Annotated in this window: 16 protein-coding genes; 10 read left to right on the top strand and 6 right to left on the bottom strand. The window is 73.4% G+C overall.

Translation table 11 applies throughout. The annotated features are described in order from the left end of the window. Window positions 1–162 precede the first annotated feature (162 nt). The gene (locus ABTZ03_RS43115; protein WP_350518747.1) at window positions 163–1,257 is read right to left on the bottom strand and encodes a Gfo/Idh/MocA family protein; all 1,095 of its coding nucleotides are present in this window, start codon (window positions 1,255–1,257) and stop codon (window positions 163–165) included. Window positions 1,258–1,311: 54 nt separating this feature from the next. Beyond that, window positions 1,312–2,736 (bottom strand): MFS transporter, encoded by a 1,425-nt coding sequence (locus ABTZ03_RS43120; protein ID WP_350518748.1) that lies wholly within the window; start codon window positions 2,734–2,736, stop codon window positions 1,312–1,314. 145 nt (window positions 2,737–2,881) lie between these two features. On the opposite strand from ABTZ03_RS43120, the gene ABTZ03_RS43125 reads away from it, so the two are divergent. Continuing rightward, a complete protein-coding gene (locus tag ABTZ03_RS43125) occupies window positions 2,882–3,331 on the top strand; it encodes a winged helix-turn-helix transcriptional regulator (RefSeq protein ID WP_350518749.1) in 450 nt (149 codons plus the stop codon). A gap of 78 nt (window positions 3,332–3,409) precedes the next feature. On the opposite strand, the gene ABTZ03_RS43130 is transcribed toward ABTZ03_RS43125, so the two are convergent. Beyond that, window positions 3,410–3,778: a hypothetical protein gene (locus ABTZ03_RS43130; RefSeq protein ID WP_350518750.1), complete on the bottom strand. Its 369-nt coding sequence runs from the start codon at window positions 3,776–3,778 to the stop codon at window positions 3,410–3,412. A 218-nt stretch (window positions 3,779–3,996) separates the two neighbouring features. Here ABTZ03_RS43130 and ABTZ03_RS43135 point away from each other — a divergent pair, with 218 nt between their 5' ends. Then, complete coding sequence (locus ABTZ03_RS43135) at window positions 3,997–5,370, top strand: pyridoxal-phosphate dependent enzyme (protein WP_350518751.1); 1,374 nt, start codon at window positions 3,997–3,999, stop codon at window positions 5,368–5,370. Here the strand turns inward: ABTZ03_RS43135 and ABTZ03_RS43140 are convergent. Next, the gene (locus ABTZ03_RS43140) at window positions 5,367–6,062 is read right to left on the bottom strand and encodes a TetR/AcrR family transcriptional regulator (protein ID WP_350518752.1); all 696 of its coding nucleotides are present in this window, start codon (window positions 6,060–6,062) and stop codon (window positions 5,367–5,369) included. The genes ABTZ03_RS43135 and ABTZ03_RS43140 overlap by 4 nt on opposite strands. 173 nt (window positions 6,063–6,235) lie before the next feature. On the opposite strand from ABTZ03_RS43140, the gene ABTZ03_RS43145 reads away from it, so the two are divergent. The 6 genes from ABTZ03_RS43145 (at window position 6,236) to ABTZ03_RS43170 (ending at window position 11,359) form a co-directional block, all read left to right on the top strand. Then, window positions 6,236–7,240 carry an ATP-binding cassette domain-containing protein gene (locus ABTZ03_RS43145; protein WP_350518753.1) on the top strand — a complete coding sequence of 335 codons (1,005 nt, stop codon included), beginning with the start codon at window positions 6,236–6,238 and terminating at the stop codon, window positions 7,238–7,240. Beyond that, entirely contained in the window at window positions 7,240–8,073 is an 834-nt protein-coding gene (locus ABTZ03_RS43150; protein ID WP_350518754.1) for an ABC transporter permease, read from the top strand. Before ABTZ03_RS43145 ends, ABTZ03_RS43150 begins: the two co-directional genes overlap by 1 nt. A 61-nt stretch (window positions 8,074–8,134) precedes the next feature. After that, window positions 8,135–9,121 carry an aldo/keto reductase gene (locus ABTZ03_RS43155; RefSeq protein ID WP_350518755.1) on the top strand — a complete coding sequence of 329 codons (987 nt, stop codon included), beginning with the start codon at window positions 8,135–8,137 and terminating at the stop codon, window positions 9,119–9,121. Between the two features lie 115 nt (window positions 9,122–9,236). Beyond that, window positions 9,237–9,872, top strand: a complete 636-nt coding sequence (locus ABTZ03_RS43160; RefSeq protein WP_350518756.1) for a TetR/AcrR family transcriptional regulator — start codon at window positions 9,237–9,239, stop codon at window positions 9,870–9,872. A 124-nt stretch (window positions 9,873–9,996) separates the two neighbouring features. Beyond that, on the top strand, window positions 9,997–10,596 hold the full coding sequence (locus ABTZ03_RS43165; protein ID WP_350518762.1) for a DUF4188 domain-containing protein: 600 nt from the start codon (window positions 9,997–9,999) through the stop codon (window positions 10,594–10,596). A gap of 94 nt (window positions 10,597–10,690) precedes the next feature. After that, the gene (locus ABTZ03_RS43170) at window positions 10,691–11,359 is read left to right on the top strand and encodes a cysteine peptidase family C39 domain-containing protein (protein WP_350518757.1); all 669 of its coding nucleotides are present in this window, start codon (window positions 10,691–10,693) and stop codon (window positions 11,357–11,359) included. 70 nt (window positions 11,360–11,429) lie between these two features. Here ABTZ03_RS43170 and ABTZ03_RS43175 read toward each other — a convergent pair whose 3' ends face one another. Together ABTZ03_RS43175 and ABTZ03_RS43180 are read right to left on the bottom strand one after the other, a co-directional pair. Then, window positions 11,430–12,281 carry an SCO6745 family protein gene (locus ABTZ03_RS43175; RefSeq protein ID WP_350518758.1) on the bottom strand — a complete coding sequence of 284 codons (852 nt, stop codon included), beginning with the start codon at window positions 12,279–12,281 and terminating at the stop codon, window positions 11,430–11,432. A 257-nt stretch (window positions 12,282–12,538) separates the two neighbouring features. Then, window positions 12,539–13,474 (bottom strand): SCO6745 family protein, encoded by a 936-nt coding sequence (locus tag ABTZ03_RS43180; RefSeq protein ID WP_350518759.1) that lies wholly within the window; start codon window positions 13,472–13,474, stop codon window positions 12,539–12,541. A 243-nt stretch (window positions 13,475–13,717) separates the two neighbouring features. Between ABTZ03_RS43180 and rpe the strand changes: the two genes are divergently transcribed. Together rpe and ABTZ03_RS43190 are read left to right on the top strand one after the other, a co-directional pair. Then, the gene (gene rpe / locus ABTZ03_RS43185; RefSeq protein WP_350518760.1) at window positions 13,718–14,401 is read left to right on the top strand and encodes a ribulose-phosphate 3-epimerase; all 684 of its coding nucleotides are present in this window, start codon (window positions 13,718–13,720) and stop codon (window positions 14,399–14,401) included. Between the two features lie 139 nt (window positions 14,402–14,540). Further along, a complete protein-coding gene (locus ABTZ03_RS43190; protein WP_350518761.1) occupies window positions 14,541–15,500 on the top strand; it encodes a pirin family protein in 960 nt (319 codons plus the stop codon). The last annotated feature ends 426 nt before the right edge of the window (window positions 15,501–15,926 follow it).

Consider the following 15,926-nt stretch of genomic DNA (forward strand, 5'->3'; position numbering starts at 1 on the left):
CGGGCGGGCGGCTTTGAGGTCGCGAGGGGGGGGGCGGCCGTTTCGGTCGGGGGGGTGCTGGCGCCTTTGTTCGCGGACCCGGCGAGCGCCCCCCCCCCCCCCGGGGGGGGGGGGGGGGGGGTGCGGTGCGGCCGGGGCGCGCACCGGCCCGACCCGGGCGGGTCAGCGAAGGTACTGGCGGGTGCCGGTCAGCGCGGACTCCTTGATGGCGTCGAGCAGCCGGTGCGTGCGGACCGCCGTGCCGAAGTCGGGTTCGAGCGGCCCGCCGCTGCGGATGGCGTTCGCCAGTTCCTCGTAGACGTGGCGGACGTTGCGGACGGCGGGCGGTAGCTGGGGCTGGGCCGGCCGGTAGGGGGTGCTCAGCGGCAGCTGGACCGGGTCGGCCGTGCCGTCGCAGTACTCGAGGACGAACTCCGGGCCGACCAGCGAGTCGTCGGTCGAGCGCAGCACCAGACGGCCCGCCCGGCCGTGCAGTTCGATCCGGAAGCCGTCACCGCGCGTTCCGCCGGTCATGAGGTGCGCGGAGGCCGCCGCACCCGATGCGAGCAGTCCCGCCACCACGATCTGGTCCGGCGAGGTGACCTCGATCTCCTCGCCCGTCTCCTCCAGGGTGATCCGCCGGATCCGGGTGGCCAGGGTGGCCGACACCTCGGTGAAGTCGCCGACCACCGAGCAGAACATGTCGAGCGAATGGCCGCCGACCACGGCGAGGTGGTTGACGCCCTTGGTGTGGTCGAACAGGGCCGCGTACCGGGTCGACCACACCTGCGGGGTCGACAGCGAGTAGGTCAGCGAGGCGGACAGCACCTCGCCGATCCGGCCTGCCGCGACCAGGTCCCGCAGCTGGCGCACCGCCGGGTGGTGCCGGCTCTGCAGACCCACCGCGTGCCGGACGCCGACGGTCTGCGCACGGGTGCGGAAGCGTTCGGCGTCCGGTGCCGTCAGTGCCAGCGGCCATTCGCTGTAGACGTGTTTGCCGGCCGCGATGGCGGCCTCCACCAGGCCGTCCCGCCGGGGGAGTTGGACGGCGACGGTGACGAGATCGACGTCGGGGTGCGCGATCAGCGCACGGGCGTCGTCGAAGGCGTGCTCGGCGCCCCACGCCGTGGCGGCCGCCCGGGCCGACTCCATGCCGGTGCCGGCGACGGCGGTGATGCGGTAGTGGTCAAGGCCTTCCAGCGCGGGGAGGTGAACGCCGCGCCCCCAGCCGCGTGCGGCGTGGGCGCCGATCACTCCCACCCGGATCCTGTCGGTCATGTCGGGATTCCTTTCGTACAGCTCAGCGGCTCAGCGGCTCAGGGGTTCAGGGGTTCAGCGGCCCAGCGGTTGGTGGACGGCGGCGTCCGGCGCGGCGGGGGCGGGGGCGGGGGCCGGGGCCGGGGCGGGGGTCGGGGTGTCCCGCAGGACGAGGAGGGTGACGAGCCAGCCGAGGAAGACGAAGCCGGCCGCGCACACGAAGGCCAGGCTGTAGCCGTCGCGCAGCGCCGTGAGCTGCGCCGCGCCGCCGTGCAGCAGGCTGTCGCTGTGAGTGGTGGCCACCGTCGCCAGCACCGCGAGGCCGACCGCGGCCCCGGCCTGCTGCGCGGTGTTGTTCAGCCCCGAGGCCAGACCGGCGTCGGCGGGTTCGGCGCCGGACATGGCCCGCATGATGACCGCGGGGATGGTCAGGCCCATGCCGAGGCCCTGCACCACCAGGGTCGGCGCGACGTCCACCCAGTAGTGGCCGTGGACCGGGGCCCGGCTGAGCAGCAGCAGCCCGACGCCGAGCAGGAGCAGGCCGGTCAGCAGCACCCGGCGGGTGCCGAAGCGGGCGGTGAGCTTGGCCGAGCAGAACAGTGAGATCGCGCCGATCGTCAGCGGTGCGGGCAGGAACGCCAGCCCGGTCTGCATCGAGTCGAAGCCGAGCACCCGTTGCAGGTAGAGCGCGTTGAGGAACTGGAAGCCGAACCCGGCGGCGAAGGCCAGCACCACCACGGTGTTGGCGCCGTTGATCTCCCGGCTGCGGAAGATGCGCAGGGCCAGCAGCGGGTCGGCCGCCGTGGCCTGCCGTACCACGAAGGCTGCCAGCAGGGCGGCCGAGAGCGCGCCGCAGACGGTCAACTCGCCGCCGCTGAAGCGGTCTTCGGAGACCTGGGAGATGGCGAAGACGCCGAGCGAGAGCCCCGCGGTGACCAGCAGCGCGCCAATCGCGTCGGCGCCGGCCCGCAGCCCGGGCCCCGACTGCGGGGTCAACTTCTTCAGTCCTGCGAACGCGGCCACCACGCCGATCGGCAGGTTGATCAGGAAGACCCAGTGCCAGCCGAGGGCGTCGGTGATGACGCCACCGGCGATCAGGCCGACCGACGCGCCGCCCGCGGAGACGAAGCTGTAGACGCCCATGGCCTTGGCCTGTTCACCGGGCTCCGGATAGAGCCCCACGATCATGCCGAGCACCACGGCGGAGGCCAGCGCCGCGCCGACGCCTTGCAGGAACCGTCCGGCGATCAGCGTGCCCGCGGTGCCGGAGACGCCGCACACCAGCGAGGCGACGGTGAAGGTGACCAGGCCGCCCAGGAAGACCTTCTTGTTCCCCAGCAGATCGCCCAGCCGCCCGGACAGCAGCAGCAGACCGGCGAACGCGATCAGGTAGGAGTCGACCACCCAGGACAGGCCGCCCTGGGAGAACCGGAGGTCGTTCTGGATCGTGGGGAGGGCGACCGTGACGATCGTCCCGTCAAGGATGATCATCAGCTGCATCGCGCACAGGATCGCGAGCGCCGTCCCGCGTGAACCGGTTGTACCGGTAGCCGTGTGGTTCACAACCCGTTCTCTCTCTAGGGGCACTTCTTGTTACAGAGAACATGGTTTGGGACTATTGGGCCCGGCGGAAGGAGGCACTTTCATGTCCCAGAGGAACACCGATGTGACTCACCAGGTCACAGGCCTGCCGGAGTGCGAATCTCCAGCGGCGGAAGCCGCCTGTTCGGTCCTGGAGGTCCTCGGCCGGGTGAGCGGGAAGTGGAGTATCGGGATCCTGCTGGTGACCACCCAGGGCCCGGCGCGCTTCACCGAGTTGGAACGCCAGGTGAAGGGCATCAGCCGGCGCATGCTGACCCTGACACTGCGCAACCTCGAACGGGACGGCCTGCTCGAACGGACCGTCTACCCGACCGTGCCGCCCAAGGTGGAGTACCGGGCCACGGCGATGGCGTGCGAGCTGTACGACTCGCTGCTCGCGCTGACGGGATGGGCGGAGCGTCATCTCGGCGAGATCGACCGCTCCCGGCTGCGCTACGACAGTGATGCGGACCGGGCCGAGCAGCGGGTGCCGGCCTCCTCGGCGGGGAGGTGAGGAGGGGGAAGTCGGCCGGGCCGACTTCCCCCTCCTGGTGTGGCGGGCCGAAGCGCTGCGCCCGCCCCGGGGACGGCGTTACGGGCGGAGGAGCACGATGGAGTTGACCGGCGTCAGGTTGGCGTACACGCCCGTCTGGGCCGGCATGTAGTCGTGACAGTTGCCGGTCCCGTTGTAGCCGTCACACAACTGCGCCGCGGCGCCACCGGTCTGGTTGTTGAGCACCCAGTGGTTGCCGTACATGTTGCTGAGGTTGTGCGGGCCGTACGACCAGAGCTTGAGGATCGGGGTGTTCGCGGGCTGGTCCTGTCCGTACACGCAGACAGCGCCGTCGGGGCAGTTGTCCCAGGTCGAGGCCTGGGCGGTGCCGGCGCCCACGGTGGTCATCACGGCGGCGGCCGCGGTGACCGCGACGGCGGCGACGGTGCGGCGGATGGTCATGCGCATGGGTCGGTCCCTTCGGTGACAGGTTCGGTGACAGGTTCGGTAGCGGGGGGATGTGGTCGGCCCGGGGCGGGATCCCGGGCCGCGCTTCGATCCTCCGGGTGCGGCCTGGATGGTTTGTAGGGGGAGAACCGGCCATTCCCCTTCGTGCTCATGTCAAAGTCTGCCGGGTGGCCGGTTTGGGCAGGCTCGCTCGGACACGCCTATTCAGGGAGCCGTTGATGACCGCAGTGCACGAATCCGTCCTCGACGCGATCGGCGGCACGCCGCTGTTCCGCCTCACCCGGCTCGGCGCCGGGATCGCCGCACCGATCTACGCCAAGGCCGAGTTCCTCAACATCGGCGGCAGCGTCAAGGATCGCGCCGCGCTGTCGATGATCCTGGCCGCCGAGCGGGACGGCGAGCTGCAGCCCGGCGGCACGATCATCGAGGCGACCTCCGGCAACACCGGGATCGGGCTGGCCCTCGTCGGGCGGCAGCGCGGCTACCGGGTGATCGTCGGGGTGTCCGACAAGTCCTCCGCCGAGAAGTCCGACATCCTCCGGGCGTACGGCGCCGAGGTGGTGCTCGCGACGACCTCCGTGCCGCAGGAGGATCCGCAGCACCTGTTCAACGTGGTCCGCCGCCTCACCGAGGAGATCCCCGGCGCCTGGTTGGCCAACCAGTACGACAACCTGGCCAATCCCGACGCCCATGTCCGGACCACCGGCCCGGAGGTCTGGGAGCAGACCGGCGGCCGGGTCACCCACTTCGTCGCGGGCGTCGGCACCGGCGGCACCGTCACCGGCACCGGCGGGTACCTGAAGGAGGCCTCCGGCGGCACGGTGACCGTCATCGGCGCGGACCCGGAGGCCTCCACCTACGGGGGCGGGGACGGCAGTCCGTGGTTCGTCGAGAGCATCGGCCACTTCCTCCACCCGGAGACCGTCGAGGACCGCTGGCCGCAGGCCTACCGCTCGGAGGTGATCGACTCCTTCGAGCGGATCCCGGACCGCGAGTCGCTGCTGACGGCCCGCCGGCTCGCCCGCGAGGAGGGCCTGCTGGTCGGCCCGTCCTCGGGCACGGCGGTCGCGGCGGCGCTGCGGGTGGCGCGGCGGCTGGGGCCGGAGGATCTGGTCGTGGTGCTGCTGCCGGACTCCGGCCGCTCGTACCTGTCGAAGGTGCACAACGACGTCTGGATGCGGGAGTGGGGCTTCCTGGAGGATGCGGACGGCCTGCGTCAGTTGCTGGACCCCGCCGGCCCGCTGGTCTCGGTGGCCGCCGACGCGACGGTCGGCGAGGCGCTGGACCTGCTGCGCGCGGCGCCGGGCGGGGTCGCTCCGGCGGTGCTGGCGCGGCCGGCGCGCCCGTACGGGGTGGCCGTGCCGGAGGTGGTCGGCTCGGTGTCCCGGGAGGTGCTGACGGCGGCGCTGGCCGACGGCGGGGCCAAGCCGGACGACCCGGTGCGCCCGCTGCTCGGGCCGGCCCTGCCGACGGTGGGGGTCGGGCAGTCGGCGGCCGAGGCGCGGGCGGTGCTGGCGGGCGGGCATCCGGCGGTGGCGGTGCTGGTGGACGGCCGGGTGGCCGGGGTGCTGTCGCGGGAGGTCCTGGGCTAACTCCCGTTCGGGGACGCCAGGATGGCGAGGATGACCCGGTCCAGGGTGCGGTCGAAGGCCTGGTCCGGGTCGGCGGGCGGGCCGGCGGTGGCGAAGGCCTGGGCGAGGTTGGGGTAGGCGCCGCTCATGGCCGCCTGGGTGAGGTAACCGACCATCTCCGCCTGCCACTTGGCGCTCGCGGCGGCCGTCTGCTCGTACTGGGCGAACTGGCAGATGAAGCCGTTGAACATCGCCATCGCCTCCATCCGGGTGCCGCCCGGCAGGCCGGTGGGGGCGGTGACGGCGAGGAAGTGGTCGGTGTAGCGCAGGGCGTTGGGGCCGATGCCGGGGCGGGCGATGACCAGGCCGGGCAGCCACGGGTGGCGGCGGAAGATGGCCATCTGCTCGTGCGCGAGGCCGGCGAGGTCGGCTGGGACGTCGCCGCTCGGCTCGGGCGGCAGCCGGTACTCGCCGCAGGCCGCGTCGAGCATCAGGTCGAGCAGGTGCTCCTTCTTCGGCACGTAGTTGTAGAGCGACATGGTGCCCGCGCCGAGCGCGGCCGCGACCCGGCGCATCGAGACGGCGTCCAGGCCCTCGGCGTCGGCGATCGTGATCGCCGCCGCGGCGATCGAGTCGCGGCTGTGGGCCGGCTTGGGGCCGCGGCCGGTGCGTTCGGGGCGCAGCCAGATCAGTTCGGGGGCCTCGGGGGGCACCGGCTTCCGCGGCTCCTCGGGGCGCGCTGCGCTGGTCGGGGACTCGTTCGGGGGCTTGCTGGACGGCACTGGAAGATCACCTCGCCCTCCCATCTTAGATACGTACGGCGTACGTAGTACGATTGCGCTCGCAACCGCTTCTACGTACGCTGTACCTAGAGAAGGGCAGAGCCATGTCGGACACCACCCGACCCGCCATCGAGATGGCCGGCGTGCGGAAACGCTTCGGGGCCACCGAAGCCCTGCGCGGCCTCGACCTGACCGTCCCGGCCGGCACCGTCTGCGGCCTCCTCGGCCCCAACGGCGCGGGCAAGACCACCGCCGTCCGTGTGCTCGCCACCCTGGTCGCGCCCGACCAGGGCACCGTCCGGGTCGCCGGGCACGACGCCGTCCGGGAGGCCGAGGAGGTCCGGCGGGCGATCGGCCTGGCCGGCCAGCACGCCGCGCTGGACGAGGGCATCACCGGTCGCGACAACCTCCACCTGTTCGGCCGGCTGCACCGCCTCGGCGGCCGTCGGGCCCGGGCGCGCGCCGACGAACTGCTCACCCGCTTCGGCCTCGCCGAGGCCGGCGACCGGCTGGTCCGCACCTACTCCGGCGGCATGCGCCGGCGCCTCGATCTGATCGCCAGCCTGGTCACCAGCCCGCCGGTGCTCTTCCTGGACGAGCCCACCACCGGGCTCGACCCGCGCAGCCGCCAGGAGATCTGGGACACCGTCAAGGAGTTGGCGGACGGCGGCACCACCGTGCTGCTCACCACCCAGTACCTGGAGGAGGCCGACCGGCTGGCCGACGACATCGTGGTGGTCGACCACGGCGCCGCGATCGCCACCGGCCCACCGGCCCGGCTCAAGGCGGCGATCGGCAGCCAGGTTTCCGTCACCCTGGCCGACCCGGGCCAACTCGGCTCCGCCGCCGTGGTGTTGTCGGCCCTGTCCGGGGGCGACGCCCAGGTGGACGTGGCCGAGCGGGTGGTCACGGTGCTGACCGCGCCCGGGGCGAACGTCCTGCTGCCGTCGCTGGTACGGGAGTTGGACGCCGCCGGGGTGGTCGCCGAGGACGTCGCGGTCCGGGCGCCCTCGCTCGACGACGTGTTCCTCGCACTCACCGGGAAGCCGCGGGAGACCGCTGAGCCCCGCGAGTCCGGAAACACCGCCGACCTTGGAAAGGCCGCCTGATGTCCGTCGCCGTCCACCCCGCCGTCCACACCGCCTCGCGCCCTTCGAGCGGCGCCCGGCTGGTCGCCGACACCGGCACCTCCATGCTCCGCATCCTGCTCAACTACCGCCACTCGCCGGGCCTGTTGGCCGCCTCGCTGGGCGTGCCGGTGGTCATGGTGGTGGTCTTCGGATACGTCTTCGGCAGTGCCATGCAGGTGCCCGGCGGCGGGGACTACCGGGAGTTCCTGATGCCCGGCCTGTTCGCCATGGTCGCCACCAACGGCATCATGCCCACCATGGTCGGCGCCGCCCGCGACGTCGGCCGCGGGGTGACCGACCGGCTGCGCTCGATGCCCGTCTCCCGCACCGGCCTGCTGCTCGGGCAGACCCTCGCCGACCTGCTGGTCACCGTGGTCGTGCTGGCACTGCTCACCCTGGTCGGACTGGCCACCGGCTGGCGCGCCCGGCACGGCGTCGCCGACGCGCTGGGGGCGTTCGGGCTGCTGCTGCTCTTCCGGTTCGTGATGACCTGGGTCGGCACGCTGCTCGGGCTGGCCGTCGGCAAGGAGGAGGCGGCCGGTCAACTCTCCGTCGTGGTCTTCCCGGTGGCGATGCTGACCAACGCCTACGTGCCCACCACGGGGATGCCCGGCTGGCTGCGGGTGATCGCCGACTGGGATCCGATCAGCTCCGTCGTCCAGGCCAGCCGCGAACTCTTCGGCAACCCGTCCGCCCCCGGCGACGCCTGGCCGATGCAGCACGCCCTGCTCTCCACCCTGCTCTGGTGCGCGGCGCTGCTCGCGGTCTGCGGGCCGCTGGCCGTACGGAAGTTCGCCACCCACGGGCGCTGATCCGCCCGGTTCGGCGGAATGTGCTGGACACCGTGGCCGGTGTGGCCTTAGGTGGGGCGCCATGGAGTACACCCACCTCGGCCGCACCGGCCTGACCGTCTCCCGCCTCTGCCTCGGCACCATGAACTTCGGCCCCCACACCGAGGAAGCCGAGGCCCACCGCCTCATGGACACCGCCCACGAGCGCGGCATCAACTTCTTCGACACCGCCAACGCCTACGGCCGCGACCCCGAGGGCAACCTCAAGGGCCGCACCGAGGAGATCATCGGCCGCTGGTTCGCCCAGGGCGGCGGCCGTCGCGAGCGCACCGTGCTCGCCACCAAGGCCTACGCCGAGATGAGCGACTGGCCCAACGAGGGCCGGCTCTCCGCGCTCGCCATCCGCAAGGCCGTCGAGGCCAGCCTGCGGCGGCTGCAGACCGACCACATCGACCTCTACCAGATGCACCACATCGACCGGGACACGCCCTGGGAGGAGATCTGGCAGGCGATGGAGGTCCTGGTCGCCCAGGGCAAGATCATCTACGTCGGCTCCAGCAACTTCGCCGGCTGGCACGTCGCCCAGGCCCAGGAGGCCGCCCGCTCCCGGCACTTCCTCGGCCTGGTCAGCGAGCAGTCCCTCTACAACCTGCTCGACCGCACCGTCGAACTGGAGGTCATCCCCGCCCTCCAGCACTACGGCCTCGGCCTGATCCCGTGGTCCCCGCTGCGCAGCGGCCTGCTCGGCGGCATCCTGCGCAAGGAGCGCGAGGGCACCCGCGGCCGCAGCGCCACGGGCTACGCGGCCGACCTCCTGAACCAGCACCGCGAACAGCTCCAGGCCTACGAGGACTTCGCCGCCGAACTCGGCGTCGACGCGGCCGACCTGGCCCTCGCCTGGCTGCTCTCCCGCCCCGCCGTCACCGCCCCCATCATCGGCCCCCGCACCCCGGCCCACCTCGACGCCGCCCTCGGCGCGCTCGACCTGAAGCTCGACCAGAAGACCCTGGACCACCTCGACGAGCTCTTCCCCGGCCACCGCCCGGCCCCGGAGGACTACGCCTGGTAGGTCGGGCCTGCCGGCCCCTGCCTCCGTCCCTGTCCCCGGCCTTGGCGTCGGGGGCAGGGGCTCGGTCGGCGGCAGCCGCCCCGACGGCCCCGCCGGTTGTGGTAGCAAGGCATCCATGAAGGAGCGGGAGGCGTACCACCACGGGGCGTTGCCGGAGGCGCTGGTGGCTGCGGCGTTCGAGGTGGTGGACGAGCAGGGCCAGGAGAAGGTGAGCGTGCGGGAGGTGGCGCGCCGGGCCGGGGTGTCGGCGGGGGCGCCGTTCCGGCACTTCGCCGACCGGCAGGCGCTGTTGACGGCGGTGGCGGACCGGGTGCTGGCGGACTTCGCCCGGTGGCAGGAGGCCGAGGTGGCGGCCGCCGAGGCGGTCGGCGGGTCGGCGATGCGGGCGCTCGGGCTGGGGTTCGTCCGGTACGCGCTGCGCCATCCGCGGCGGTTCGAGCTGGTGCGCTCGCGGGTGTTCGCGGCCTCCCGGGATCCGCAGCTGCGGGAGCAACTGGACGGCATGGACCGGGCGTTCACCGAGTTGATCGTGGCGGACCAGGCGGCCGGGCGGGTGCGGGCCGGGGATCCGGAGCTGGTGCTGCTGTCCGGGCAGGCGCTGGTGTACGGGCTGGCGCAGATGATCGTGGACGGCTATCTGCCGGCCGAGAAGGCGGAGGAGTTGGCCCTCCAGGTGCTCGACACCTTCCGGCAGGGCATAGGGGGCGCCGCCGACGGAGTCGGGAAGGGTGTCAACCCGCCCGGGCGGTAACGGAATTGTGGCTGCAGCGAGCCTTGACCGACCCCGCACGCGCTGATGTAATCACCGATTACATGAGGCGCTGGGGCACGTTCGGGAGGCCGGCATGTCGATGGGAAACACGTTCGTCCGCTCGATGTTCGCCAAGCCGCGACGGGGTTACACCACCGCCGCCGCCACCGGCGACACCGTGGTGCTGCTGATCGGCATGCGGATCAACCGCTTCTGGGCCGTGCACCACTGGGGCCCGGTGATGTTCGCGATGTTCCGGATGCTGTACGAGCTGGGCCGCAGCCCTCAGCGTGGTCTGCGCGGCCGGATCCTGCTCACCGCCTCGCCGCGCTCCTACTACGTCGTCCAGTACTGGGAGTCGAAGGAGCACCTCTACCGCTACGCGACCGCCCCGGACGGCTTCCACCACACGGTGTGGGGCATCGCCAACCGGATGGTGCGGGAGGGCAAGTCGCGCGGGCACGTCGGGCTCTGGCACGAGACGTACATCGTTCCCGAGGGCGGCTACGAGTCGATCTACTTCGACATGCCGGCCTACGGCCTGGCCGGGGCGACCGGCCAGCTGCCGGTGGAGGAGCGCGGGCGGCACGCCGCCCAGCGGCTGGCCTACCGGTCGGACGGGGAGCAGTCGGGCGGCGAGCGGTCTGACGGCGGGCGGGTGGGCGAGGTGGACGGGGTGGGGTCGGTCGAGGCGCCGGTCAAGGACGGCGCCGCGGGCGTGTAGCGGGAGGGGCCGGCGCGCGGCTCCGGGGTCCGAGTAGGTGTACCCGAGGAGTGTCGTCGGTCGTCCGGCCGCCCCGGTGTGGGAGCGTTCGGGGATGGTCGATCAGGACGGCGCCGTGCGACCGGCGCGGGTGGTGCACGAGGTGCCGTACCGGGCGCAGTGGGAGTCCGCGGAGCTGGTGCGGGACATCGTGGACGGGCGGCTGGACGCGGCACGGGACCCGCGCTGGGGCCAGTCGGGCGCGGCCACCGCGGAGGAGTACGCGTGGTGGTCCTGGCGGCTGTGCGGGGTGGCCTGCCTGCGGATGGCGCTGGAGCACTGGTGGGGCGTGACCCCGGCCGCGATGGTGCTGGCGGGCGAGTGCCTGGCGGCCGGGGCGTACGTCCGGGACGGCGAGAGCCTGCGCGGGCTGGTCCACGTGCCGTTCGCCGACTACGCCCGGCGGCGCTGGGGACTGGCCGCCCGGGCGGCGGAGCTGACGCCCGTGGAGGTGGCGGCCGAGGTGACCGGCGGGCGGCTGGTGATGCTGTCGGTGCACCCGTCGATCCGCGAGCCGGACGGTCCGGAGCCGATCCGGCGCGGCGGCCACCTGGTGCTGGCGGTGGGTGCCACCCACTCGGCGCTGCTGATCCACAACCCGTCCGGCTTCCCGGGGGAGTCCCAGGCCTTCGCCCGGGTGCCGTGGCGCTCGTTCGGGCAGTTCTACGCCGGGCGGGGGATCGTGCTCGGCCCGCCCGGCGCGGGTGATGCTCGGGTCCGGTGATGCTCGGGTCCGGTGAGGGTCAGCGCGCTCGGGCGGGCTCGGCCGGTGTGGCGCGCGGCCGGTGGGACGCTCAGCTGTTGTCCGGGAGCCCCACCGGGTAGAACGGCAGGGAGCTGCGACACAGTGCCGAGATCGGCTTCAACGCCGCGGCCAGGTCGTCGAGTTCGGCCCGCGGATAGTCCTCCCAGACCCGGGCGGCGGCCAGGTCGGTGGCGGCCTCCAGGGCCTGGTGGCGGATCCGGCCGAGCTCGGTGACCGTGCCGCCGGCGGTCAGCCAGCCGCGTTCGACCAGGCGCTCCGCGGCCGCGTCCCACTCGTCGTCCGTCCAGCCGCGCACCGACTGGAGCTGCTCGCGCCGCATGTCCATCGCGCAGCGGATCACCAGCGCCTCGCAGCCGTCCAGCCCGGAGGCCACCAGCGCGGCCACGTGGCCGTCCCCGCGGTGCTCGCGCATCACCGTGGCGGCCTGCCACAGCCGCTCGTACAGTCCGGTCGGTGCCGGGAGCGCGGCGTTGGCGGCGGCCAGCACCCGGCCGGCGCAGTCCAGTCGGGCCGCGGCCTGCTCCAGGGTCTCGACCGCCCGCTCGACCTGCGAACGCCCCACGTGCTCCAGCAGCCGGGCCAGCGCCGCGCCCGAGCCCTTGGTCCGGGCGGCCAGCGCCTCCTGCGGGCTCGCCAGCGACCACACCGCGGGCAGGGCGCGCTCGACCATCGCCGGGGCGAAGTTGAAGAAGGCGGCGGTCACCGGCGGGGCGTCCACCGCACCCAGCGGGGCCGAGCGGCCCGCGAAGTAGCCGCGCCAGAAGCCGCGCAGCCCGGCCGCCTCGAAGGCGTCGCGGGCCTCGGGCTGGAAGTAGGTGACGGCGTGCACCGGCTCGAAGAGCCACCAGAGCGCACGGGCGGGATGGACCAGATCGGCCATCGGGAGACCTTCCTCGGACGGAGCTCCGGGCGGGGGCGGGGAGCTCGACTGGTCGGCACGGCCCCGGCGCGGTCGCGCGGACGGCGGGGTGCGGGGGCCGTCCGGGCGGGTGCGCGGGGGTCGTTCACCTGCTGATGACCACGGGGGAGGCTCCGATAATCCCGGGCGGGGTGTGACGGCGGTCACGTCAGGGCGCGGTGCGGGCATGACGGCCGGTCAGCGGCGTCCCCGGTGGCGCCGCTGGACGGGGTGGCCGGCTAAGGGCGGACCGGTGGCATCGCCAGCGGGTCGATCGGCATCTGTGCCCGGCAGATCGCCGCCAGTGGCCTCAATGCGGCTGTCAGTCGGTCGAGTTCACCGTCCGGGAGGCCCTCCCACGGTCGGGCGGCGGCCAGGTCGGTGGCGTCCTCCAGGGCCTGGTGGCGGATCCGGCCGAGCTCGGTGACCGTGCCGTCGGCGGTGAGCCAGCCGCGTTCGACCAGCCGGGCTCCGGCGGCGTCCCACTCGTCGTCCGTCCAGCCGCGCATCGGCTGGAGCACCTGGCGGGAGGCCCCCGTCGCGCAGTGCAGCACCGGCGCCTCGCAGCCGTCCAGCCCGGCGGCGACCAGCGCGGCCACGTGGCCGTCGCCGCGGTGCTCGCGCAGCACGGTCGCGGCCTGCCACAGTCGCCCGTACGCGTCCGCGGGGCGCGGCAGCGCGGCATTGGCGGCGGCCAGCACCCGGCCGGCGCAGTCCGCCCGGGCGACGGCCCGTTCCAGCGCGGTGGCCGCCGCCTCGACCTGTTCGGACGGCACCTCCGACAGCAGTCGGGCCAGCACCGCCGCCGATGCCTCGGTGCGGGCGGCCAGCGCCTGCCCGGGGCTCGCGTGGGTCCACACCGCAGGCAGGGCGCGCTCGACCGTCGCCGGGGCGAAGCTGAAGAACGCGGCGGTCACCGGCGGGGCGCCCAGCACGCCCACCGCGCCCAGCGGGGCCGAGCGGGCGGCGAAGTAGCCGCGCCAGCCGCCGTCCAGTCCGAGCGCCTCGAAGGCCGCCCGGCTCTCGGGCTGGAGGAAGGTGACGGCGTACACCGGTTCGAAGAGCCACCACAGGGCGCGGGCGGGGTGGACGGCGCCGACGGGATGGACCGAGCCGGCGGGATGGACCGAGCCGACGGAGCGGACGGACTGGGCAGAGTGGACGGGGTCGGACATCGGGACGCCTTCCTCTTCGCTGCAGGGGCCGGCCGCGGGCCGGGAGTCGTCCACGAGCTGACCGCCACCCGGGCGGCCCCGGCAACCCGGCCGGGGTGTGATCACGGTCACCCGGCGGCCGAGGGGTGCGGTCGGCGACCGCGCGACGCGGGATGATGGGGCGAGGTGCCCGCCCCGGGTGCCGAGGCGCCCGCCCCGTGGACGCCCAGCCCTCGCAAGCCCCTCGCACGAAGGTAGTCGGCCATGCCCCAGATCAGCCCCAGCATCCTCTCCGCCGACTTCGCCCGGCTCGCCGACGAGGCCGAGGCCGTCCGGGGCTCCGACTGGCTGCACGTGGACGTCATGGACAACCACTTCGTGCCGAACCTGACCCTGGGCGTCCCGGTGGTCGAGTCGCTCGCCCGGGCCACCGACATCCCGCTCGACTGCCACCTGATGATCGAGGACCCGGACCGCTGGGCCCCCCAGTACGTCGAGGCCGGGGCCGGCTCGATCACCTTCCACGTCGAGGCCGCCGCCGCGCCCGTCCGGCTCGCCCGCGAGATCCGCGCCAAGGGCGCCCGCGCCTCCATGGCGCTGAAGCCCGGCACCCCGATCGAGCCGTACGAGGACCTGCTGCCCGAGCTCGACATGCTGCTGATCATGACGGTCGAGCCCGGCTTCGGCGGCCAGGCCTTCCTGGACATCATGCTGCCGAAGATCCGCCGCACCCGGGAGCTGATCGCCAAGCACGACCTGGAGCTGTGGCTGCAGGTCGACGGCGGCGTCTCCGCGGCCACCATCGAGCGCTGCGCCGAGGCCGGCGCGGACGTCTTCGTGGCCGGCTCGGCGGTGTACGGGGCCGAGGACCCGGCCCGGGCGGTCCACAACCTGCGCGAGCTCGCCGCCAAGGCCTCGGCGGACGCCTGGTGGGCCTGCGAGCACTGAGGCAACCCCCGCTCCCCGCGGCGCCGCCGGATGGCCGGGCACGGGTGGAGGAACCGGGCGCCGTACCGGATGATCGGTGCGAACGCCCCTCCTGCACCCGGCCCGGCCCCTCTCCTCTCCGTACGGTGGTGGAACCGCGATGAGCAACCTCGACCTCAGGCCCGCCCCGACGAGCTGCGGCGGCGAGGCCACCGGCGGCCCGGTCCGCGATCTGCTGACGGGCCATCATGTTCCGCTCGGTGAGAGCACGGTGGTCCGTCGGCTGCTGCCCAACCTGGGCCGCCGGATGGTCGGCGCCTGGTGCTTCGTGGACCACTACGGGCCGGACGACATCGCCGACCGGCCCGGCATGCAGGTCCCGCCGCACCCGCACATGGGCCTGCAGACGGTCAGCTGGCTGCACAGCGGGGAAGTCCTCCACCGCGACAGCCTCGGCAGCCTGCAGACCGTCCGGCCGTACGAACTGGGCCTGATGACCTCCGGCCGGGCGATCTCCCACTCCGAGGAGTCCCCGCGCCCGCACGCCCGCTACCTGCACGGCGCCCAGCTCTGGGTCGCCCTCCCGGACGCCCACCGGCACACCGCCCCCTCCTTCGAGCACCACCCCGACCTGCCCGTGGTCACCGCCGCCGGCCTGCGCGCCACCGTCATCCTCGGCACCCTGGACACCGCCACCTCGCCCGGCACCACCCACACCCCCCTGGTCGGCGCCGACCTCGCGCTCACCGAGGGCGCCTCCCACGCCCTGCCGCTGCTCCCCGACTTCGAGTACGCCGTGCTCGCCATGACCGGCCGGATCGACGTCGATGGCGTCCCGGTCGAACCCGGCTCGATGCTCTACCTCGGCTGCGGCCGCCGGGAACTCCCGCTCCACGCCCACACCGACGGCGCCGTCCTGCTGCTCGGCGGCCTGCCCTTCGAGGAGCGGATCGTCATGTGGTGGAACTTCATCGGCCGCACCACCGAGGACATCGCCCGGGCCCGCGCCGACTGGACGACCGGCTCCCGCTTCGGCGAGGTCCACGGCTACGCCGGCACCCGGCTGCCCGCCCCGGAGCTCCCCGCCACCCCCCTGAAGCCGCGCGGGCGCGAACGCTGAGTGGGAGTACGGCCGGCGAACGCTTGCCACCCGGGTGGGACGGTGCCGCCTGCGTGGTCGCCGTAGAGGTCGAGTTGGGTGTAGTGTTTTCTAGCCGCTCGGCTGGGAGCACCGGACACGCGTTTGCGCGGACGGTCCCGGAGCGGCCAATCCCTTGAAACACCACTTCTCGGTTCTCGCCGGGTCATGTCCGCGTTTTGCGCGTTCTGACCTGGGGCTTATTTGTCATGTGCGTTTTATCGGATTGCGGCCGGATTCGCTTCTTCGAGCGGTGATCGGCTAGTGTTTGAAACGTCGGACGGGGCGCCAAGCCCGGAAAGACACCGGCGAGTCGGATGAATGAAACTCCGGAAAACGGAGCGGAAAACATCTGGTAAGCTGGAAACACGAAAGAACGAAGCGCCCGGAGGGCCCGCTGGAAGGCGG

This window comes from Kitasatospora sp. NPDC096077, from assembly GCF_040303245.1.
Taxonomy (GTDB): Bacteria; Actinomycetota; Actinomycetes; order Streptomycetales; family Streptomycetaceae; genus Kitasatospora.